The sequence below is a fragment of the Streptosporangium sp. NPDC003464 genome, from assembly GCF_053588315.1.
This window is the reverse complement of the sequence record NZ_JBSFPS010000196.1, coordinates 1-19,596: the sequence shown is the minus strand read 5'-3', so window position 1 is coordinate 19,596 and position 19,596 is coordinate 1. Positions and strand designations below refer to the sequence as shown.

The window sequence follows — 19,596 nt, the reverse complement described above, 5'->3', positions numbered from 1 at the left end:
GCCCGGCACGGTGAGGACCGCCACCGCTGAGCCGATGGTGGCGGCGTAGACAGCGGTCACGGCCGCCGGCCGACCCAGGTGCTCTGTGCGCAGCGCGGCCTGGACCGCGGCGGTCTCGATCCCGATCACCGCCTGGGCCTCTTCGGCCGCTTCATCGAGCTGTTCGGCGATCATCGCGTGCAGCTTGGTCATCCCCACCGTTGCCTCGGGCAGGCGGCCCTTGGCCGACCTGCGCCCCGAGGCGTCCATCAGCTCGACGTCGTGATGCTGCTCGGCCCAGTCATCTGCCACGAACAGGCGCAACGCTTCCCCGTTTTCGACACCGATCGATTTCGACAGCCTGCGGGAGAACCGTCAGCGAACTAATCAAGCAGTGCTCACACCGCTACGGGTGGGCACGACATCCCAGCGGCGATCAACTCTCCCGACCGACCGGTGGGGCACGATCTTTGCGCAGGACTCAAGGTCCGGTAGCTATGAGTGCTCACCCGCTGGCGGCTGTCAGGCCCGAGTCCGCCGAAGTGGCGGACTCGTTAAGAGTGATTAGTAGCTGAGAGTAATCGCCTTCACGCTCTGCGGGTGTTCGCGCACACCTGGGCGACGGTCACCGCTGAGCCGGGCTTGCATCGTCGGGACGACGAGGGCCCTGGACGTTGACTTTGTCGCAAGGTATGACGCACCATGTTGCTACAAAACTTGCGACAAAAGGAGGGGGCATGACGAACGCTTCCATGTCCGACGCCGGACCGCCGTCGGCGGACATCCGGTGCGCCGAGACCTGGCTGCGGCGGCACGGCCTGAGCGACGGCCCGCCGACGCCGTTGCTGGCCGCGCGCTTGGCGGCGCGGCGGCGGGTGCGGCTGCTGGGCAGCGTCCTTTTGGCCGTGCTGATAATCGCGGCCTCCCTGGCGCAGGTCGCCGCCCTGCCGGGAGCCTCCGCCTCCGGCGGGTCCGGGTCGCACCGGCTGGTGCCGGTGCTGGTGCTGAGCGTGTCGATCGTCGCGCTGTTGCTGACCCAGGCGCTGCTGGACGCCTGGGTGCGGCGCGTCGACCGGCGCGTCGGGGCGACACTGCCGCGGCGGGTGACCCATCCGGTGCAGCTCGGCTGGACCGCCCTGCTCGGACGGCCCTACGCCGTCATGGCGGGCGCCACCTTCGCCTGCGCGTTCGCGCTGGGGGTGAGCGCGCTGGTCGTCACCGAGGGCACCGCACGGCACGCCGCCGTCGTGCTGCTGGTCGCCGTGACCGGAGTCACCCTCGGCGCCGTCCTGCAACTGCGTGAGATGCTGGCCCGGCCCGTCGTGGCCGAGGACGAGGTCTCGCTGACGGCCGACGTCGTCATGCGGATCGAGGACGCGCGCGAGGGCTCCGCGCCGGCTGTGCTGTGGGCGCTGCCGGTGGTGCTGCTGTCCGGGTTCGCGCCCGGGTGGTGGAGCGCCGCCTCGGTGGGTTTCTTGGTGCTGGGGGCGCTCGCCTTCGTCGCCGTCCATGTCAGGGCGCCGTCGTACGCGGCCACGGCGCGGCGCGCGGTGGGCCTGCAATGATCGTCATCGATGCGGCCTCGCCGGTGCCGCCGTTCGAGCAGCTGCGGGCCCAGCTCGCCCGGCAGATCCAGGACCGCACGCTGGCCGTGGGCGCCCGGCTGCCGACCATCCGTCACCTGGCGGCCGACCTCGGCCTGGCCGTCAACACGGTCGGCCGGGCCTACCGGGAGCTGGAGGAGGCGGGGCTGATCGAGACGCGCGGGCGGGCGGGCTCGTTCGTGTCGGCCGCCGGTGAGGAGGGCCGGGAGCGGGCCCGCCGGGCCGCCGCCGACTACGCGGCCGTGATCGCCAGCGTCGGCATCGACGCGGCCGAGGCGATCCGCATCGTGCAGGCGGCTCTGACGTCCGGCGCGGCGGCACCGGCCTCGTCATGACCGTGACCCGGCGGCGGGGTCACGGGAGTCGGTCGGCGGGGCCATGACTCGGTGACCTTTAATCCGTGATGTTCGGTGATCGTGTGAATGTGCCGGTTTGCTGCGGTATGCCCAGGTCATGCGGTGTGCGCAGGGCGGTGGGCTGAGCGCCGTCCAACGAGCCAAGCGCGAGCGGGTACGGCTGCGCGCGGCCGGACTGTTCGCCTGTGGAGACACCGATGAGCAGGTGGCCGGAGAACTACGGGTTACGCGGATGTCGGCCGACCGGTGGCGCCGGGCCTGGAGCTGCGGCGGCGGACCTGGGCGCGCGGGTCTGCTTCGACGACGAGTGCGGCCGGACGATGAGGCCACCGGCGGCCCGTCCGTGGGGACGGCGTGGCCTGACGCCGGTGGTGGGGGTGCCGGACCGCCGTGCGGGCAGGGCCTCGGGCGCATCCCTGGCCCGCTACCGGCCCGGACAGCGCTCCCGGCTGATCTACCGGGTCCATCGCTACCGGCGGCGCAAGGGCGAGGCGGCGGGCTTCACCTGGCGCGACTACCAGGAGTTGAAGAGATCCAGTATCGGCCGCATCTGATCGACGGCTGCCTGGCTGAGACCAACCTGGTCCTCAAGTCGTCATGACACCACGGATCAAAGATCAGTGGTGCGGCCCCTGGATCCGGGCACGTCGACGATCTCGCTCCTGGGGACCGGTTGCGCCGAACCATGGACGGATGAGCCGAGGATGCGGCGCCGGCCGCACACAACACGTGCCGGTGAACACGGCGTCATCGGCGGTGATCTCTGGATGAGATGACTGACATCTCCAACCATCGCCGTGGATGGGGAAGCGGGGAGCGCCGCCGAGCGCTTGTGCCCGTGAAAGCACCGAGGAAGGTGCCTTGTCCTACGAAGAAGGTCTCCGTGTCCCAGTCATCCACAGTTCGCACTTCACGCCGGAAGAGCGTCGGCACAGAGCCCGCTCACGGCGTACCGGGCTGGCTGATCGCCCTGCTGGCCGTCGCCACCGGTACGACGGTCGCCAACCTCTACTACGCGCAGCCCTTGCTCTCGTCGCTGCGCGACGTCTTCCATGTCAGCACCGCCACCGCGGGTGCGTTGATCACCCTCACCCAGGTCGGCTACGTGATCGGCATGCTCTTCCTGGTCCCCCTCGGCGACCGGCTGGAGAAGCGCGGGCTGATCACCGCACTGCTGACGATCACCGCCCTCGCCCTGGTCGCGGCCGGTCTCGCGACCGGCTTCCCCATGCTGCTGGCCGCCTCGATGATCAGCGGCGCTACGTCGGTCGTCGCCCAGATCCTGGTCCCTTTCGCCGCGAGCCTGGCCCCTGACCACGCGCGCGGCCGCATTGTCGGTCGGGTGATGAGTGGCCTGCTCACCGGTGTTCTGCTGTCCCGCACGCTCAGCAGCCTGGTCTCCGACGTCGCGGGCTGGCGCGTCGTCTACCTCGGCTCCGCCGTCCTGATGGCCGTCCTGGCCGTGACGCTGCGGATCGCGCTGCCCCAGCACGCGCGTACCACATCCGTGCCGTACCACCATGTGCTGCGCTCCACGGTGACACTGGTGCGCACACACCCGGAGTTGCTGCGCCGCGGCCTGTACCAGGCGGCGATGTTCGGTGCCTTCAGCGCCTTCTGGACCACCGTCTCCTACGTCCTCACCGGCCCCCACTTCCACTACTCCCCCGTCGGCGTCGGCATGTTCGCGCTCGTGGGAGCCGCCGGTGCGGCCATCGCCCCGCTCGCCGGCCACTGGGCCGACCGCAGGCTGGCCCGACCCATGACCGGCGCCGCGCTCGTCGTCGCCGCGCTGGCCTTTGCCGTCGCGGGCTTCGGTCAGCACAGCATCGTGCTGATCGCCCTGGCCGCCATCGCCCTCGACATGGCCGTCCAGGTCACCCTCATCCTCGGCCAGCACACCATCTACCAGCTCGACCCCAACGCCCGAGCCCGCCTCAACAGCGCCTTCATCGCCACCTTCTTCCTCGGTGGCGCCCTCGGATCCGAGTCCGGCTCCATCGCCTACCACGCCGGTGGCTGGGGCGCGGTCAGTGTCCTCGGCACGGCCCTGCCGGTCCTGGCACTGCTCTACTGGATCACTGAGCACCGGGGCCCTGGCCGACGCCGCCCCGGAGGTGACAGCGATGCCCCCCTGGCCGTCACCGCATGAACTCCTGGACAACTCATCCGGCCGGTCCAGCCCCCTGGGCGGCGCCGCGGAAGGCGATCCCCGGCGTCGCCGAGATCACCTCGACTCCACGGCCGTCGGATGGCGTCGAGGAAGTCCCGGCAATGCGCTCACGGCTGCTGGAGACCCACGAGACCATCCTGGTCGAGTGCCACGACGCGGCGGCCCGGATCGCCGAGCCGGGCGACAACGGCACCAACGACCTGCTGGTCTCGCGAGTGATCCGTACCGAGGAACTGCGGACCCGGTTCTCGGCGGAGCACCTGGTCGACGCTCTCCCTGATCCGTGTCTGAGCCGAGGCCGAGGACGCCTCGTCCGCCTACGATGCTGTGAAGATCGTCGTCCTTCGGACGGGCGCTGCGGCACTGGGAGCGGATGATGGACCTGCGGCAGATGGAAGTCGTCGTCGCGGTGGCTGAGGCAGGTGGGTTCACGGCGGCGGCGAGGCGCCTGCACGTGGTCCAGTCCGCCGTCTCCGGCACGGTCCGCACCCTTGAACGCGAGTTCGGCACTCCGCTGTTCACCCGGACCACACACCGCGTGTCGCTCACGCCGGCCGGTGAAGCATTCGTACCCGCGGCACGAGCGGCGCTGCGCGCCGCCGAACTGGCGCGCGAGGCGGTCGACGCGGCCAAGGGAGAACTGCGCGGCCGGGTGACCGTCGGCACGATGCAGGGTGTTTGGGCGGGACTGCACCACGCACTGGCCGCGCTGCGGTCGGAGCACCCGGGAGTGCTGGTCCAGCTACGCCAGGCGGCGGTGGCCGACATTCGGCACGCCCTGCGCGAGGGCACCGTGGATCTGGCGGTGGTGGCGCTCGACCGCCAGCAGCAGCGGGGGCTCGTGACCCGGCTGCTGTCCCGCGAGGACATGGTTCTGGTGGCTTCACCACAGCGGGATCTCATCGTGAGAACTGCTGAGGGCAGGGTCGAACTGGCCGAGGTCGCCCGGCTGCCCCTGGTGGACTTCACCCCCGGCTGGGCGATCCGCCACGCCGTCGACCGGGCCTTTCGCGCCGCCGGCGTCGACCGCAGCACAACCTTCGAGGTCAACGACATCGTGGCCGCGTCCGAGCTGGTCCGCAACAACCTGGGCGTCTGCATCATGCCCCCGTCTATCGCGAACCACTTCCCCGACCTGCCAACGTACCGGTTCGCCCGGCACGCACCCAGTTGGAGGGTGATGGTGGTACGGCCCCCGGGCGAGCCGCCCGCGGCGGTCGCGGCATTGCTGCGGCACATCACCTGACCGTCCTTGCCGCCGCTCAGGAGTTCGCCGGCCGGGAACATCGGCGGCCGCGCCGTGGTTACAGTCTCCGTGGCCGGTGTGCCCAGTGTCCCCGGGCCTCACCTGTTGCCTTCGCGGATTACCGTTCGGCTGGAGCCGTGTTGCGCCTTTCGCCGAGAGGCGACACGCACACCGGTACGCACACGTGGAAGGCCTCGGCCGCCTGGAACGGCGGCACGGGGCCTTCGTCGTGGGGTCCCGGTAGCAATGAAGAAACTTCCAACGGACATGCAGGTCGGAGCCCCTGCATGGGCCCTCGGCGCGGCCTGGAAGACAGGCCGCTGACCTGCATATCCGTTGTCTCCTGCGCCGTTACCACCCAGGCCCGCATCGAGTTCACCTCGCCCGAGACCGGTGCGCACCTGGCCGACGCCGAGGAGCGGGACAAGGCCGCCGACCGGCTGCGCGCGTCCGTGGGCATGGCCATCGCCGACGACCTGCCGGTCACCTCGGGCCACGACGGCGAGGGACGCCGGGTCGTACGGCTGGGCGACCTGCACACCGCTCCGTGCGGCGGCACGCACGTGCGCAGCCTCGCGGAGCTGGAACAGGTGACGATCCCCGCGGTGAAGCTGAAGAAGGGCCGGGTCCGCGTCTCCTACTCCGCCTCCCCCGTCGCCGGCTGAAGGCATGCCGGCGATCTGGGGTGCCTGGTGGCGACCTGAGGTGCCTGGTGGGGAATGCCCGCACCGGAGCGCGGAACGCGCTGTCGCGGTGGCGCACGCACACCGCCCCGTCGTGCCGCCGGCCCGCCGGTCCCTCCGCCGTCGCCGAACGGCTCGGGCACTGATCCGCGGGTCCCGGCCGACGGCCGTGCCGTACCGGGCACCGGCCTGGGCAGCGCTCGGTACGGCACGGGCGTCGGTGGGGATCAGCCCTCTGCAGGGCCTCCGCCGGCACGGCGGACAGGCATCCAGGTGGGTGTGGGATCGGCGGTCAGGAAATCGGCGACCAACCCGGTGCACAGCCCGGGCCTCTCGTGGAGGAGGACGTGGGACGCGCCGGGAACGACGGCCAGCTGGGCGTCAGGGAGGGCCCGGTACAGCTCCAGCGTGTGCTCCAACGTGACGATGTCGTCGTCGGCGGTCATGACCAGCACCGGGCAGGTCACGGCGCGGAGATCAGCCGGCGTCAGGCCGCGTTCCTCGGCCACCGCCCGCACGATCTTGGCCACCACGACCGGGAGGTGATCGGCGCCGTCGGGCGACACCTCCGCATAGGCCGCGACCAAGGGAGGGGGCAGCGGACCCTCGGCGGAGGGTCGGATGATCATGCCCTCCGCGTCGAAGGCGCCGCTGATCAGGACGAGCCGGTCGACCAGGTCGGGGCGGCGCACGGCCACCCGCAGCGCCACGATCGCGCCGGCGCTGTAGCCGGCCAGCCGTACCGGCCCATCGACGACCTTGTCCAGGAACGCGATGGTGTCCCGCGCCATCACCTCGGCCGTGATCGGCCCCGGCACGTCGGCGGTGTGGCCGTGGCCACGGCGTTCGGGCAGCAGCAGCCGGAAGCGGTCGGCCAGCGCGCCGAGGTTGCCGTCGAAGTCCCTGCTGTCGGAGAAACCGCCGTGCAGCAGCACCAGCGGCTCCCCTCCGCCCCGCTCGTCGTACCACATGCGCACGCCGTTCACATCCGCGTAGTCCGCCATCGTGTCGCCGTCCTTCCGTTCCGGTCCCGGTGACCGCCACCGGGTACGCGGGTAGTACGGAGCGGCGGTCGGAAACTCATCGGCCGGTCCGGGAGATCTTTCAGGACGTCGCCTCGGGCTCCAGGGCGTCCGGCAGACCGAACAGCGGGAACAGCCGGTCGGCGTCGAGGTGGGTCGTCACCTCGACGATCAGCCCGCCCGAGAGCGAGAGGACCACGAGCGCGAACGGCTCCAGCCTGCCGCCCGGCCCGGTCGGCCGGTACTGCGCGAACGCGGGCGAGCCGTTGGCCGTGGTCGGCACCAGGCGTGCGCCCGCGCAGGGCCGCCCGGCCGCGAGCAGCGCCCGGCGGATCGCGGCCCGTCCACGCAGCCACCACAGGAACGGCGGCATGGACGTGACGGCGTCCTCGTGCAGCAGCGCCATCATGGCCTCGACGTCGTGGCGCTCGAAGGCGTCGCAGTACCGGGCGAGGAGACGCCGCTGCGCCCGGTCCATCGGCTGGTACGGCTCGCCCGGGTCGGCGGAGACGGCCCTCAGCTTCGCCCGGGCGCGTTGCAGCGCGCTGGTGACGGACGCGACGGTGGTGTCCAGCAGCCGGGCGACCTCGTCGGCCCTGCAGCACAACACGTCGCGCAGGATCAGCACCGCCCGCTGGCGGGGCGGTAGGTGCTGCAGCGCGGCGACGAACGCCAGGCGGATCGTGTCGCGCTGCGCGGCCAGTTCCGCCGGATCGCCGCCGACGGGCAGCAGGCGGCCGTCCGGCGCCGGCTGGACGAAAGCGCTCTCCGGGAGCGGCGCTCCGAGGTCGGGACCGGCCTGCACGGACGGGCCGAGGTCGATCGCCCGGGCCCGGCGCCGGGCGCCCCGCAGCATGTCGAGGCAGACATTGGTGGCGATGGCGTAGAGCCACGACCGCAGCGGCGCACGGCCCTCGTCGAACCGGTCGAGACTCCGCCAGGCGCGCACCAAGGTCTCCTGCACGGCGTCCTCCGCCTCGAACGGCGAGCCGAGCATCCGGTAGCAGTAACCGGTCAGGGCGGTCCGGTGCCGCTCCAGCAGGTCCATTCCCTCGGACTCAGGCATGCCCCTCCCTCCCAGGGACGGTCTGGAAGCCCTCCGGATCGGCGGGCTTCTCCCGGACGTGTCGCCGGCCGCCGACCAGCGTGCCACATACGTCCACGACGGCGTTGCGGGCGGAGGGACGCCGGGCGGCCGGCGGCACCCCGTCGGTGCCGGGCCGGTCAGTGGCTGTGGTCTCCGCGGGGGCGGTCGAGCAGCAGGTCGGCGGCGCGGGCAAGGACCTGGGCCCGGGTGCGGTCGCCGTGGTCGGCGGCGAGGAAGTGCTCGCCGATCGCCACGCAGAAGGCGAGCATGCTGCGGGCCTCGACCTCGTCGGCATCGGAGCAGAAGGTGCCGATCAGTTCGCGCAGCAGCGCCATGCGCCGGTTGTCCACCCGTCGCAAGCGCTCGGCGACCGCCTCGTCGCGCCGGGCCCAGTCGCGGATCGCGAGGTCGATGGGCAGCAGGCGGTCGTCGGAGAAGGTGAGCACGCCCGCGCGCTGGATCTTGGCCCTCGGGTCGCCGCCCTCGCGCTCGACGCGGTCGATCACCTCGTCGGTGCTCTCCCGCTCCCAGGTCTCCAACATCGCCTTCAGCAGCGCGTCGCGGTCGGCGAACGACCCGTAGAACCCGCCTTTCGTGACGCCGAGCTTCTTGGCCAGCGCCTCGACGCGGACGGCGTCCGGGCCGCCGGTGGCCAGCGCCTGCAGCCCCTCCTCGATCCACCTCTCACGCGGCGTGCGGGTCGCGCCCATGATGTGCCTCACCTCACCTCTCCACTGTGTATACGCCACCGTATAAATCGGGCTAGTCTCAGTTTATACGGTGGCGTATACATAACCGGAGGTAAAGCGATGAACAGCTGGAAGAGGCGTGCGCATTCCGCCCGCCCGGCGCCGGGTCCGCGCCGTTCACCTGGGTGTACGAGCCCGACAACGAGTGCGCCCTCGGACCGGCGGGCAAGACCGTCCGCACGGTCACGCGCCTGGGGTGGGCGCCGGCCGCGAGCGGCCGGCAGGAGCTTCGGACGGCGGTCCTCATGAACCCCAACAGCCTGCCAGGGCGGCTGTACACGGCCGCCATCACGACATTTCGGCGCCGCATCGTCTTGCCTGCTTTCACCCGGCGGTTGGAACACACGTGGCGGGACCGTGGCCGCCCCGGTCCGGAAGGCGGCAGCGCGGCCACCGTCGAAAGTGCCGTGGGAACGCACAACGTTCCCGAGTCCGTCCTCGCTCTCAGCTCGCTGTCCGACATCGACTACGTCGACCACTTCACCCTCGCCACGGACGCGGAGGCGACACCGGAGCGGTGGGCCCGGGCGATGTTCGGCGACGTCCCCAGTGCCGCCGAGCGGCTGATCTGGCGCGGTCTCCTCGGTCTCCGGCTCAGCCGGGGGCGATCGCCGGACACCGTGGCCGGATGGCTGATCGCCGGACGTGGCGAAGACTGGATCCGGCTCGAGGCCGCTTCCTGGTTTCTGACCGGCAACCTTCTCGTCCAGGCAGCCGATGGGCGGGTGTCGCTGGGGACCTTCCTGCGCTATGACCGGCGCCTGGGCCACAGCGTGTGGCCTCCGTTGTCCGCGGTCCACCGGCGGCTGGCACCCGGGCTGCTCCGCGACGCCGCGGCGAAGACGGCGGACGCCCCGAGACACCATCCTTGAAGAACGGGGTGGCCGGTGGCCAGGTAGGGCGGGCTGCGCATGGAAGCCCAGGCTCGCCGCGCCTTCACCTGCACCCGCACGGCTCTAGGGCGCGGTGGTCAGGCCGGATCCGTAGGCGAAGATGACCAGTTGGGCTCGGTCGCGGGCCGCTGTTTTGGCGAGCAGGTTGGTCAGGTGGGTTTTGACCGTGCTGGTGGCCAGGACCAGGTCGGCGGCTATCTCGGCATTGGACATGCCTCGGGCCACCCGGGCCAGGACGTCTCGTTCCCGGTCGGTGAGGGTGGCGAGGACCTTGCGGGACGGGGTGGATTCGGGGAGACGGTCGGCGAGGGACGGAGGTGTGGCGGTGAAGCGTTCGATCAGGCGACGGGTCGCCGCCGGGGTCAGCAGGGCCTCGCCGGCCGCGACCACGCGGATCGCCGTCAGGAGGTCCTCCGGGGGTGAGTCCTTCAGGAGGAAGCCGCTGGCGCCCGCGCGGAGGCCGGCGAAGACGTATTCGTCCAGGTCGAACGAGGTCAGGATGACGACGCGGATCGACGGGTCTTCGGTGATCTTCCGGGTGGCGTCTATGCCGTTCATTCCCGGCATGCGCACATCCATCAACACCACGTCGGGGCGGAGGGCTACGGCCAGCTCCGTCGCCTCGACGCCGTTCTCCGCGGTGCCCACGACCCGCATGCCCGGTTCGGTGTTCAGGAGGGCCGAGAGCGAGACCCGGAGGAGGGCCTGGTCATCGGCGAGCATGACTCGGATCATTGACGGGCCTCGTCCAGTGTGAGGGTGGTCTCTTCGGAACCGTAGGGGAGCCAGGCCTCTACCTGCCAGCCGTCCGGGGACGTGGGCTCGGCACTCACCGTGCCGCCGTAGAGGCGGGCCCGTTCCACCATGCCGGGGATGCCCTGGCCCGTGCCGCGCGCGGCGACCGGGCCGGGGTTGGACACCCGCAGGCGGACGCCGTCGGCCCCGTGGGTGACCTCGATGGTCGCCGATCTGGTGGCGGCGTGCTTCACGGCGTTGGTCAGGGCCTCCTGGACGATCCGGTAGGCGGCCAGGTCGGCGCCGGCGGCCGGTGGCCGCGGGGTGCCGTAGATCACCAGTTCGGTGCGCAGGCCCGCTGCGGACGCCGCGGCGACCAGGTCGCCCAGGTCGGCCAGGCCGGGCTGGGGGGCGAGGCCGTCGGCGTCGTCGCTGCGGAGGAGGTTCATCAGGCGGCGCATCTCCGCGAGGGAGGAGCGGCCGGTCCGCTCGATCGTCTCGACGACCTCGTGGAGCGGGTCGTCGGGGGCGGAGCGGAGGCGCGCGACGCCGGCCTGGACGGTCATCAGAGTCACCCCGTGGGCGACGACGTCGTGCAGTTCGCGGGCGATCGTCAGGCGTTCCGCGGCGATCCGGGCCTCGGCTTCGGCGTCGGCGCGGCGGCGCTGCTGGTCGGCGAAGGCGGTCATCCACCCGCGGCCCTGGCGGACGGCGTCGGCCAGCACGCACGGCGGCAGCGCGGCGATCAGCGGGACCACGGCGAGCTGGAGCGGGGTCATGCCGTCCTGGCGGAGGACGATCCCCTGGGCCAGCAGCCAGGTGCCGGCGCAGGTGAGGACGGCCGCGCGTCTCGACCGGACGGCGGCCGAGTAGGAGGCCAACATCCAGGCGGCGGGCTGCATGGTGGCGTCCAGCTTGAGGACGAGCAGGTAGGTGATGGCGTTCGTCCAGATCAGGACGGGCACCGGGTACTTGCGGCGGAGCAGGACCGGGGCCGTGACCAGGAGCAGGGGCAGGAACAGGTCGGGCTCGCCGTCACCGTCCGCGGCGAGCCCGGCCAGCAGCAGGATGGCGACGGCGTCCAGGGCGGTCCAGTGCCACGGGCGCATCGCGTTCACGACCCGACCGTATCGATAGGGTCCGTCCCGCCGCCTCCCCCCACGGTCCGAAGCGTGATCGGCACCATGGGCGGAAGCGGCCCGCCCGCCCGATCGGCGACCGTGGAGTCCGGGAGGCACAAGATGATCGAAGTCACTGGTCTGGTCAAGCGCTACGGCAGGGCCGCGGCCGTCGACGGGCTCACTTTCACGGTCCGTCCGGGACGCGTCACCGGGTTCCTCGGACCGAACGGCGCGGGCAAATCCACCACTATGCGGCTCGTCCTCGGGCTCGACCGGGCGCACAAGGGCCGCGTCCTGATCGACGGGCGGCCGCTGCGCGATCTCGACCGGCCGCTCACCCGGGTCGGGGCGCTGCTGGACGCCTCAGGGGTGCATTCCGGGCGGACCGCCCGGAACCATCTGCGGGTGATCGCGGCGGCCAACGGCATCGGGGAGCGCCGGGTGGACGCCTGCCTGGAGCTGGCCGGGCTGGCCGCAGTGGCGGGCCGCCGGATCCGCGGGTTCAGCCTGGGCATGCGCCAGCGGCTCGGCATCGCCGCGGCCCTGCTCGGCGACCCCGGCGTCCTGCTGTTCGACGAACCGGTCAACGGCCTGGACGCGGAGGGCGTCCAGTGGGTCCGCACCCTGATGCGGGACCTGGCAGCCGAGGGCCGGACGGTCTTCGTCTCGTCCCACCTGATGGCCGAGATGCAGAACACCGCCGACCACCTGATCGTCATCGGCCGCGGCAGGCTCCTGGCCGACGCCCCCATCGGCGATCTGGTGGCGACGGCGTCCATCGAGCTCCGGGTCCCCGAGGCGAAGACGGGCACGGCGGTCGGGCTGCTCGCCCGAGCCGGCGGAGACGTCACCGTCGAAGGCGGCGACCTGCTCATCAAGGGCGTCGACGCGACCCACGCCGGAGAACTCCTCCTCGGAGCCGGCATCCCGATCATCCACCTCGCCGAACACCGCTCCTCCCTCGAAGAGGCCTACCTGGACCTCACCGGCGAAGCGGTCGAATACCACGCTCTGGAGAGGCAGTCATGACAGACATCCGGTACATCGTGCGGTCGGAGTGGATCAAGCTCGGGTCGGTGCGGTCGACGTGGTGGTGCCTGGGGGCGGCGACGCTGCTCGTGCCGGTGTTCGGAGCGCTGACGGCGTTGTCGGTCGATCCGGTCGAAGCGGCGGCGCTGCCCAAGGCCTGGCTGGTGGAGGGCGGGTTCGACCCGCTTGAGCCGCTGAGCGCCGTACTGCTGGCGCAGTTCGCGTTCGGGGTGCTGGGAGTGCTGACGGTCACGTCGGAGTACTCGACGGGGCAGATCCGCAGCTCGCTGCTGGCCGTTCCGCAGCGGCGGCGGCTCTTGACGGCGAAGCTGGCGGTGCTGGCCGCGGTGGTCGCGGCGGTGGCGTCGGCGCTCACGTTCGGGACGTTCTTCCTGACCCAGGCCCTCTACCCGGACGGGCTCGGGATCGGGCTGGGCGATGGCGGCGCGTGGAAGGCCCTGCTCGGCAGCGTCGCCTACACGGTCTTCATCGCGGTGTTCGGGTTCGCGGTCGGTGCGGCGGTGCGCGGGACGGGGGCGGCGGTCACGGTGTTCATGGCGGTGACGTTCGTGGTGATGAGCGCCCTGCCCGCGGTGCTCCCCAGCTCGCTGCAGGAGCGCGCCGTCCACTACACCTTCATCGGGCTCGCCAGATCGCTGACGACGCTCCAGCCGGATCCGCAGCCGGGGATGCCCGTGGCCGCCCTGCTCCTGGCCGCCTACGCCGCCCTCGTGCTGGTCCCGGTGCTGCTGCTGGCGGAGCGGCGGGACGACTGACCAGAGCCGGACCACATGCGCCTCGACCGCGGGCCGTATCGGGCGGATGCGCCTGATCAGCAACGATCGGCTCGGGTGAGGCGAGCGGTGAGTCCGTCGCCGCCGCCGGCTGACCGGGTCGCTGCCTCGGGCCGGGACGGTGCCGTCGTCGTTCTCTGACAGACTGCGGGCCATGGCAGATGCGATCGAGGGGCGCTGTCCCGCTCTCGGCGGCCTGCGCGTCGGCGTCCTCGGTCCCCTGGCGCTGGACACCGCTGCCGGCCCGACGCGGGTCGGGGGCGCGCGGCTGCGGGCGTTGCTGGCCCGGCTGGTGCTGGACGCCGGGCGTGCCGTCCGGCCGGCGACCCTGGTCGAGGCGCTGTGGGGCGAGGTGGCACCGGCCGACCACCTGCACGCGCTGCAATCGCTGGTCTCCCGGTTACGGCGCGTCCTGGGCGACCCCGGGCTGCTCACCTCGGGCCCGGCCGGCTACCGGCTGGCCGTCGGACCGGACGCGGTCGACGCCGTCCGGTTCGAGCGGCTGGCCCGCGCCGGCCGGCGCGCGCACGCGCAGTCCCGGCCCGCCGAGGCCGCCGCCACCTTGCGCGAGGCCCTGAGCCTGTGGCGCGGCCCCGCCCTGGCGGACGTGCGTGAGGCACCGTTCGCCGCCGCCGAGGCCGAACGGCTCGAGCGGGCCCGGTTGGCCACCCTGGAGGACCGGGTCGAAGCCGAGCTCGCGCTGGGCGCAGACCCCGACCTGGTCGCCGAGCTGGAGTCGCTGACCGCCGCGCACCCCCTGCGTGAACGGCTGCACGCCCAGCTGATCCGAGCCCTGGCGCTGAACGGCCGCGGCGCCGAGGCGCTGGCCGCCTACCAGCGGGTCCGCGGCCTGCTGGCGGACAGTTTCGGCAGCGATCCCGGACCGCAGCTCCAGGAGGCCCATCTGGCGGTGTTGCGCGGCGAACTCCCCCGCTCCCGCCGATCGCACGGCAATCTGGAGGTCCCGCTCACCAGCTTCGTGGGCCGCGACGACGACGTCCGCCGCGTGGCCGGACTGCTCGGCCGAGTCCGGCTGGTCACCCTGGTCGGCCCCGGAGGGTCGGGCAAAACCCGGCTGGCCAACACCATCGGCCGGCAGCTCACGCCCTCCGGCGGGGTGTGGTCCGTCCCGCTGGCACCGGTCGGCGCGGACGAGGTGCCCCGCGTGGTGCTCGACCTGCTGCGGGGGCGCGAGCAGAGCGTGCCGCCGCGGCCTGTCACCCCGGAGGCGGTCCTGGACCATCTGGTCGAGACACTCGCCGACGACGACCTGGTGCTGGTGCTGGACAACTGCGAGCACGTGATCGAGGCCGCCGCGATGCTCGCCGGGGTCCTGCTCGGCCGGTGCCCAGGGCTGCGGGTGCTGGCCACCAGCCGGGAACCCCTGCGGATCGACGGTGAGACCTTGCACCCGGTGCTCCCGCTGGAGCTGCCCGGACCGGGCTCGACGGCCGAGCAGGCCCGCGCCTGCGCGGCGGTCCGGCTGTTCCACGACCGGGCCGCCGCGGTGCGGCCGGGCTTCACCCTGGAAGGCGGCGCGCTGACGGCGGCGGTGGAGATCTGCCGCCGCCTGGACGGCCTGCCGCTGGCGATCGAGCTGGCCGCGGCACGGTTGCGCGCCCTGCCGGTCGAGGCGGTCGCGGCACGGCTGGACGACCGCTTCCGGCTGCTCACCGGGGGCAGCCGCACCGCACTGCCGCGGCACCGGACCTTGAGCGCCGCGGTGGCCTGGAGCTGGGACCTGCTCGACGCCGACGAGCGAGCGCTGCTGGAACGGCTGTCGGTCGTGCCCGGCACCTTCGCCGAGGACGCGGCGGAGGCGATCGGCCGGTCGGGCGACGCCCGGGAGCTGCTGACGGCGTTGGCCGACAAGTCCCTGCTGCACCCGGTGGAGCCTGCCGACCCGGTCGAGCCGCGCTACCGGGTGCTGGAGACCATCCGGGAATACGGCCTCGAGCAACTGGCCCTGCGTGACGAGGTCGACGTCGTACGCGGGCGGCACGCCGGGTTCTTCCTCCAGCTGGCCGAGACCGCGGACTCGCACCTGCGCACGTCCGACCAGCTGCGCTGGCTGGTCCGCCTGTCGGCGGAACGGGACAACCTGTCGGCCGCGATCCGCTGGGCGGTCGAGTCGGGCGACGCCGACCTGGCGGTCAGGCTCGGCGCCGCGCTGTGCTGGTTCTGGTTCCTGCGGGACCACCCGCCGGAATCGCTGGACCTGCTCGGCCGGGTACTCCAGGCCCGCGGCTCGACCGAGCCGAGGGCACGCGCGCTGGTGGCCGTGGCGCACGCGCTCGCCACCACTGAGGCCATCAGCCGACCCGACGAGGCGGAAGCGGCCTTCGACCGGATCAGGAAGGCGCTGGAGCGTCTCGCCCCCGGCACCCATCCCATTGTGGAGATGGCCCGGTTGGTGCTCGCCGTAAGCGCGGGACGCGATCGAGCCGCACCGGACGTGCCCGGTTCCCCGGACGGGCGGGCGGATCCGTGGAGCCGGTCGTTGGCCCTGCTGGCCCAGGGCGTGCTGGCCATGAACACCGGGCACGCCGCCGAGGCGACGGAGGTGCTGGCACGCGCGCTGACCGGCTTCGAGGAACTCGGCGAGCGGTGGGGCCTGGCGATCACGCTGAGCACCCTGAACTCGGCGCTGCAGCGGGCCGGCGAACCGGCCGGTGCGCCCGCGCTGGCCGAGCGGGCCACCCGCTACTTCCGGGAACTCGGCATGCCCGAGCACACGATGGAGAACGAGGTGGCGGCCGCGCTGCACCAGGCTCAGGCCGGTGACGTGGACGGCGGGCGGCGGCAGCTGACGGACCTGCTCGATCAGGTCGAGCGGACCGGGTCGGCGGAGTCGCGAGCTCAGGTGCGCCTGGGCCTGGCGCGGCTGGAACGGCGGGCCGGACGTCCGGGGCCGGCCCGCGAACACGCCCGGGCCGGCTTGGCCGAGGCGCCACCCGGCCGGTCGACCCCGCACCTGACCGCGTTGCTGCTGGGCGTCCTCGCCCAGGTGGACGTCGCGGAGGGCTCCCCGGACGAGGCGGCACGCCGGCTCGACCACCCGGCGGTGCACCTGACGCTGACCTGGCATACGCCGGTCGCGGCCTCGATCGCGGTCGTGGCCGCCGCGATCGAGCTGTGCCGCGACCGGCCGGAGCGCGCGGGACGGCTGCTCGGGGGCGCCACCGTGCTGCGGGGCTGGGACGACCTCGGCGACGCCGACGTGCGGATGATCACACAGCGGGCCACGGCCGCCCTGGGCGCCGCCGGGTTCGCGGCCGCGCGCGCCGCGGGCGCGGCGATGTCGCGGGCCGAGGCCGAAGACCTGGTGTCGGCGATCATCACCGCGTCCGGGGCCGGCCGCGCCGGTCAGCCGGCGTGAGCCGCGGCCGGCACGGGCTTGCCGAACATCGTGCAGATCACCGCGCTCTGGAGCGCCTGGGCGGCCTTGGCGATCTTCGGGGCGCCTCCGAACTCGCTCCAGAACTCCGTCGAGATGAGGACGGTCGCGGTGCGGCTCCCGGTGCGGTCGGTGACACTGGTGGTGAGGTAGCCGGGCATGCCGCCGTCGTGACCCCAGAAGGTGCCGCACGGGGTGGGACCGGTCTGGATGCCCAGCCCGTAGCCGGGCCCGTCCGGCTGCCGTGGGTCCACCGGCACGGTGGTGCGCATCTGTGCCAGTTGGGCGGCGGGCAGCAGCTTGCCGGACGTCAACGCGGTGGAGAAGCGGGCCCAGTCCTGCGTGGTGGACACCACCGCCCCGGCCGCCCCGCCCCACCCGGGGGCATTGCCGGAGACGTCCACGTGGCCGTTGCGACGTGCCCCGGCGAAGTGCCTGAACTCGGCCGGCACACTCGGTGGCATGTGGGCGGCATCCAGCTCGTAGCCGTGGGCATGGGGGCCACGCCAGGTGGAGTCCGTGGCGAAGTAGGTGTGGTTGAGGCCGAGCGGCCGGGCGATCCGGTCCCGGACGAGATCGGCCAGGCTCCTCCCGGTGACCCGCTCCAGAACGGCGCCGATCGCGGCGTAGCCGGTGTTGCTGTACGACCATTCCGTGCCCGGCGCGAACAGCGGATCGTGCTTCACCCCCACGGCGAGCAGCTCCGCCGGGGTCCACCGCCGCCGATCTTTGCCGAGGATCGACGGCCGGAGCGCGGCGTCCTCGGTGTAGTCGAACAGGCCGCTGGTGTGGTTCAGCAGCATGCGCAACGTGATCGCCTTGCCGTTGGGCACCTTGCCGGGCAGCCACCTCTCCACCGGGTCGGTCAGGGCGAGCTTGCCCTCGGCGACCAGTTGCAGCACGAGTGTGGCCGTCATGGTCTTGGTGTTGGACCCCATCCGGAACTCGTCCCCCACCTTGAGCAGGTGATCCCGTCTGGTCCAGGTGGCCTGCTCGGCGATCTCGACCGGCCGGCCGCGGCCGTCGTCGACCCGCACGATCACGCCGGGCGCCCCGGCGTCCACCAACTTGCGCGCCAACTGCTGCAGCTGAGCGCGCCGCGCCTCGGTGCCGCTCCAGGCCGCGGACGGCGTGGCCGCGGCGGCAGCCGGGAACGCCGCGGCCACGGCCATACTCATGGTCAGCGCCGAAGCCGTGACCGTGCGCAGCAGACGTGACCGTACCGCACGGTCCGACAGAAAAACATGTTGGGACATTGACCCGTTCCTCCGGGTGACAGGTGACGCGGACGACCTCACCCTCCAACCCGCCGCTCACAGACCGCACCCAGCACGCTGTCAGCCGCCCGACCGAGTATTCGGGCTTTTGTGAGTGTCCGGTCCCCGAGGCCGAGAAGGCCGCGCAGCGGCCGGCCGTCCACGTGCGCGAGAAGGAAGCCCGGTAGCAATGCAGAAATTTCCAACGGATAAGCCGCCGACCTGCATCGACGCGGAGCCCCGGGCAAGGTCGGCGGTATCTTCGGCTCGTGCCGACCGGGCACACCAGTCCTGCGACGCCCTCATACCAGAGCAGGTCAGGGGCATGTTCGTTGGATTTTCCGCGATTACCACCGGGACCCCGTCCAGAGGCGCGGTCAGTCCCAGTCCGGTGGCCGCTCGCCGGTCCTGGCGGTGTTCTCCGGGAAGATCCCGGATTGGATGGTCCAGATCCCTGCCGTCTCGGTGGAGGCGATCAGGGCGCCGAGCAGGGCGGCGCCTACGCCGCGGCGGACGACGGTCGTCTCAGAACATGTCACCGGCACGCAAGATCAACAGCAGGACGGCGGCCGCCAGTCCGATGCCCCCGGACCAGACGTACAGATAGACACGATCACTGATCGGCCCGACGAGCATGTCCTTCGAGCGCAGGTAGAGCCCCATGGCCCCGTAGACGAGGGACATCACCAGCAGCAACGCATCAAGCGCCCACAGCCCGCCCGCCGTTGACGGGCTCCCGCCAGGGGTGGTGACGTAGAACGACCCCAGGCCGAGGGCCACGTCGACGGTGAACAGGATGAGGAGCGCTTGCACCGTCAGCGCCACCCAGACTCCGCCGGAGCCGAGCGGCTTGTCGGGCCCAGTCGGCGCCGCCGTGGGGACTGGACCCATTTCGCGCTCGTCCCGCTCGGTGACGCGCCGTTTCCTGGGCAGCTTCCAGTCCAACACGTCGCGCAGCAGGGACAAGATCCCCAGGAGGGCGGCGAAGATGCCGAGCACCAGCTCCACCGTGTCATCATGCGCGCGACGACAGGGGCGGGCAAGGCACTCTCCCCAGGACACGGGGTCAAAGAGGTGGAACGGAATCCGGCGTTGTACCGAAGGGAGACAGTAACCCCTGCTGGTGACCAGATTCCTCCTCATGACTGAGGACACCAGCGCGAACAGCGCGCACGAGTGGCAAGCCGCCACCTTCGTCTGTCCGCAGGTTCCTCGACCCCATGATTGGCAGCTGGTGACACGTTTCTTAACGGCACCCCGACCTGCCCGATAACGATCATGTAGTCCGGTCGGATGCGGGCCGTGGGCGGCTGGAATGGAGGACATGCCGTTACTGCCGCGTCGCCGTTCCTCCCGAGTTGATGTGCCTGTCGTCGCGGCGGAGGTGGTTCCGCCGCGGTTGCGTACTCCCCGGCCGGCGGCGGGCGGCCCGGCGCCGCTACCAGGCCGCCCGCGCCGGCATCACCCTGCCC

At 72.2% G+C, this 19,596-nt stretch carries 17 protein-coding genes and 4 pseudogenes; 12 read left to right on the top strand and 9 right to left on the bottom strand.

Annotation, left to right across the window (positions count from 1 at the left end):
* Window positions 1-291, bottom strand: a pseudogene (locus tag ACWDS7_RS33530) (hypothetical protein); the annotation flags it as partial.
* A 425-nt stretch (window positions 292-716) separates the two neighbouring features.
* Here ACWDS7_RS33530 and ACWDS7_RS33525 point away from each other — a divergent pair.
* The 7 genes and pseudogenes from ACWDS7_RS33525 (at window position 717) to ACWDS7_RS33495 (ending at window position 6,023) form a co-directional block, all read left to right on the top strand.
* The gene (locus ACWDS7_RS33525) at window positions 717-1,544 is read left to right on the top strand and encodes a hypothetical protein (RefSeq protein WP_451932522.1); all 828 of its coding nucleotides are present in this window, start codon (window positions 717-719) and stop codon (window positions 1,542-1,544) included.
* Window positions 1,541-1,918: a GntR family transcriptional regulator gene (locus tag ACWDS7_RS33520; RefSeq protein WP_451932521.1), complete on the top strand. Its 378-nt coding sequence runs from the start codon at window positions 1,541-1,543 to the stop codon at window positions 1,916-1,918. Before ACWDS7_RS33525 ends, ACWDS7_RS33520 begins: the two co-directional genes overlap by 4 nt.
* Window positions 1,919-2,036: 118 nt before the next feature.
* Window positions 2,037-2,466: pseudogene (locus ACWDS7_RS33515) on the top strand (helix-turn-helix domain-containing protein); the annotation flags it as partial.
* A 356-nt stretch (window positions 2,467-2,822) separates the two neighbouring features.
* Window positions 2,823-4,091, top strand: a complete 1,269-nt coding sequence (locus ACWDS7_RS33510; RefSeq protein ID WP_451932520.1) for an MFS transporter — start codon at window positions 2,823-2,825, stop codon at window positions 4,089-4,091.
* Between the two features lie 28 nt (window positions 4,092-4,119).
* Window positions 4,120-4,381 (top strand): annotated as a pseudogene (locus ACWDS7_RS33505) (ferritin-like domain-containing protein); the annotation flags it as partial.
* Window positions 4,382-4,485: 104 nt separating this feature from the next.
* Window positions 4,486-5,358: a LysR family transcriptional regulator gene (locus tag ACWDS7_RS33500; RefSeq protein WP_451932519.1), complete on the top strand. Its 873-nt coding sequence runs from the start codon at window positions 4,486-4,488 to the stop codon at window positions 5,356-5,358.
* 287 nt (window positions 5,359-5,645) lie between these two features.
* Window positions 5,646-6,023, top strand: a complete 378-nt coding sequence (locus tag ACWDS7_RS33495; RefSeq protein WP_451932518.1) for a hypothetical protein — start codon at window positions 5,646-5,648, stop codon at window positions 6,021-6,023.
* 245 nt (window positions 6,024-6,268) lie between these two features.
* On the opposite strand, the gene ACWDS7_RS33490 is transcribed toward ACWDS7_RS33495, so the two are convergent.
* The 3 genes from ACWDS7_RS33490 to ACWDS7_RS33480 all read right to left on the bottom strand — a co-directional run bounded on the left by ACWDS7_RS33490 (window position 6,269) and on the right by ACWDS7_RS33480 (window position 8,872).
* Entirely contained in the window at window positions 6,269-7,045 is a 777-nt protein-coding gene (locus ACWDS7_RS33490; RefSeq protein ID WP_451932517.1) for an alpha/beta fold hydrolase, read from the bottom strand.
* A gap of 100 nt (window positions 7,046-7,145) precedes the next feature.
* A complete protein-coding gene (locus tag ACWDS7_RS33485; protein WP_451932516.1) occupies window positions 7,146-8,129 on the bottom strand; it encodes a sigma-70 family RNA polymerase sigma factor in 984 nt (327 codons plus the stop codon).
* A 158-nt stretch (window positions 8,130-8,287) separates the two neighbouring features.
* A complete protein-coding gene (locus ACWDS7_RS33480; RefSeq protein WP_451932515.1) occupies window positions 8,288-8,872 on the bottom strand; it encodes a TetR/AcrR family transcriptional regulator in 585 nt (194 codons plus the stop codon).
* Between the two features lie 152 nt (window positions 8,873-9,024).
* Here ACWDS7_RS33480 and ACWDS7_RS33475 point away from each other — a divergent pair.
* Window positions 9,025-9,201: pseudogene (locus ACWDS7_RS33475) on the top strand (DUF2867 domain-containing protein); the annotation flags it as partial.
* A 105-nt stretch (window positions 9,202-9,306) separates the two neighbouring features.
* Entirely contained in the window at window positions 9,307-9,771 is a 465-nt protein-coding gene (locus tag ACWDS7_RS33470) for a hypothetical protein (protein WP_451932524.1), read from the top strand.
* Between the two features lie 84 nt (window positions 9,772-9,855).
* Here the strand turns inward: ACWDS7_RS33470 and ACWDS7_RS33465 are convergent, their stop codons facing one another.
* Together ACWDS7_RS33465 and ACWDS7_RS33460 are read right to left on the bottom strand one after the other, a co-directional pair.
* Window positions 9,856-10,527: a response regulator gene (locus tag ACWDS7_RS33465; RefSeq protein ID WP_451932514.1), complete on the bottom strand. Its 672-nt coding sequence runs from the start codon at window positions 10,525-10,527 to the stop codon at window positions 9,856-9,858.
* Window positions 10,524-11,636 carry a sensor histidine kinase gene (locus tag ACWDS7_RS33460; protein WP_451932523.1) on the bottom strand — a complete coding sequence of 371 codons (1,113 nt, stop codon included), beginning with the start codon at window positions 11,634-11,636 and terminating at the stop codon, window positions 10,524-10,526. The genes ACWDS7_RS33465 and ACWDS7_RS33460 overlap by 4 nt, the downstream gene beginning before the upstream one ends.
* A gap of 132 nt (window positions 11,637-11,768) precedes the next feature.
* Here ACWDS7_RS33460 and ACWDS7_RS33455 point away from each other — a divergent pair, with 132 nt between their 5' ends.
* The 3 genes from ACWDS7_RS33455 (at window position 11,769) to ACWDS7_RS33445 (ending at window position 16,850) form a co-directional block, all read left to right on the top strand.
* Window positions 11,769-12,677 (top strand): ABC transporter ATP-binding protein, encoded by a 909-nt coding sequence (locus tag ACWDS7_RS33455; RefSeq protein ID WP_451932513.1) that lies wholly within the window; start codon window positions 11,769-11,771, stop codon window positions 12,675-12,677.
* A complete protein-coding gene (locus ACWDS7_RS33450) occupies window positions 12,674-13,453 on the top strand; it encodes an ABC transporter permease (protein ID WP_451932512.1) in 780 nt (259 codons plus the stop codon). The genes ACWDS7_RS33455 and ACWDS7_RS33450 overlap by 4 nt, the downstream gene beginning before the upstream one ends.
* Before the next feature lie 172 nt (window positions 13,454-13,625).
* Window positions 13,626-16,850: a BTAD domain-containing putative transcriptional regulator gene (locus ACWDS7_RS33445; RefSeq protein ID WP_451932511.1), complete on the top strand. Its 3,225-nt coding sequence runs from the start codon at window positions 13,626-13,628 to the stop codon at window positions 16,848-16,850.
* On the opposite strand, the gene ACWDS7_RS33440 is transcribed toward ACWDS7_RS33445, so the two are convergent.
* The 3 genes from ACWDS7_RS33440 to ACWDS7_RS33430 form a co-directional block, all read right to left on the bottom strand.
* A complete protein-coding gene (locus ACWDS7_RS33440) occupies window positions 16,838-18,124 on the bottom strand; it encodes a serine hydrolase domain-containing protein (protein ID WP_451932510.1) in 1,287 nt (428 codons plus the stop codon). The genes ACWDS7_RS33445 and ACWDS7_RS33440 overlap by 13 nt on opposite strands.
* A gap of 377 nt (window positions 18,125-18,501) precedes the next feature.
* Window positions 18,502-18,663 carry an N-acetyltransferase family protein gene (locus ACWDS7_RS33435; RefSeq protein ID WP_451932509.1) on the bottom strand — a complete coding sequence of 54 codons (162 nt, stop codon included), beginning with the start codon at window positions 18,661-18,663 and terminating at the stop codon, window positions 18,502-18,504.
* Window positions 18,650-19,132 (bottom strand): hypothetical protein, encoded by a 483-nt coding sequence (locus ACWDS7_RS33430; RefSeq protein WP_451932508.1) that lies wholly within the window; start codon window positions 19,130-19,132, stop codon window positions 18,650-18,652. Before ACWDS7_RS33430 ends, ACWDS7_RS33435 begins: the two co-directional genes overlap by 14 nt.
* Window positions 19,133-19,596 lie beyond the last annotated feature (464 nt).

Bases quoted from the DNA above. Each gene is read 5' to 3' on its own strand.
- ACWDS7_RS33525 (WP_451932522.1), top strand. From the start codon at position 717: ATGACGAACGCTTCCATGTCCGACGCCGGACCGCCGTCGGCGGACATC.
- ACWDS7_RS33520 (WP_451932521.1), top strand. From the start codon at position 1,541: ATGATCGTCATCGATGCGGCCTCGCCGGTGCCGCCGTTCGAGCAGCTG.
- ACWDS7_RS33500 (WP_451932519.1), top strand. From the start codon at position 4,486: ATGATGGACCTGCGGCAGATGGAAGTCGTCGTCGCGGTGGCTGAGGCA.
- ACWDS7_RS33495 (WP_451932518.1), top strand. From the start codon at position 5,646: ATGGGCCCTCGGCGCGGCCTGGAAGACAGGCCGCTGACCTGCATATCC.
- ACWDS7_RS33490 (WP_451932517.1), bottom strand. From the start codon at position 7,045: ATGGCGGACTACGCGGATGTGAACGGCGTGCGCATGTGGTACGACGAG.
- ACWDS7_RS33485 (WP_451932516.1), bottom strand. From the start codon at position 8,129: ATGCCTGAGTCCGAGGGAATGGACCTGCTGGAGCGGCACCGGACCGCC.
- ACWDS7_RS33465 (WP_451932514.1), bottom strand. From the start codon at position 10,527: ATGATCCGAGTCATGCTCGCCGATGACCAGGCCCTCCTCCGGGTCTCG.
- ACWDS7_RS33460 (WP_451932523.1), bottom strand. From the start codon at position 11,636: ATGCGCCCGTGGCACTGGACCGCCCTGGACGCCGTCGCCATCCTGCTG.
- ACWDS7_RS33455 (WP_451932513.1), top strand. From the start codon at position 11,769: ATGATCGAAGTCACTGGTCTGGTCAAGCGCTACGGCAGGGCCGCGGCC.
- ACWDS7_RS33450 (WP_451932512.1), top strand. From the start codon at position 12,674: ATGACAGACATCCGGTACATCGTGCGGTCGGAGTGGATCAAGCTCGGG.
- ACWDS7_RS33445 (WP_451932511.1), top strand. From the start codon at position 13,626: ATGGCAGATGCGATCGAGGGGCGCTGTCCCGCTCTCGGCGGCCTGCGC.
- ACWDS7_RS33440 (WP_451932510.1), bottom strand. From the start codon at position 18,124: ATGTCCCAACATGTTTTTCTGTCGGACCGTGCGGTACGGTCACGTCTG.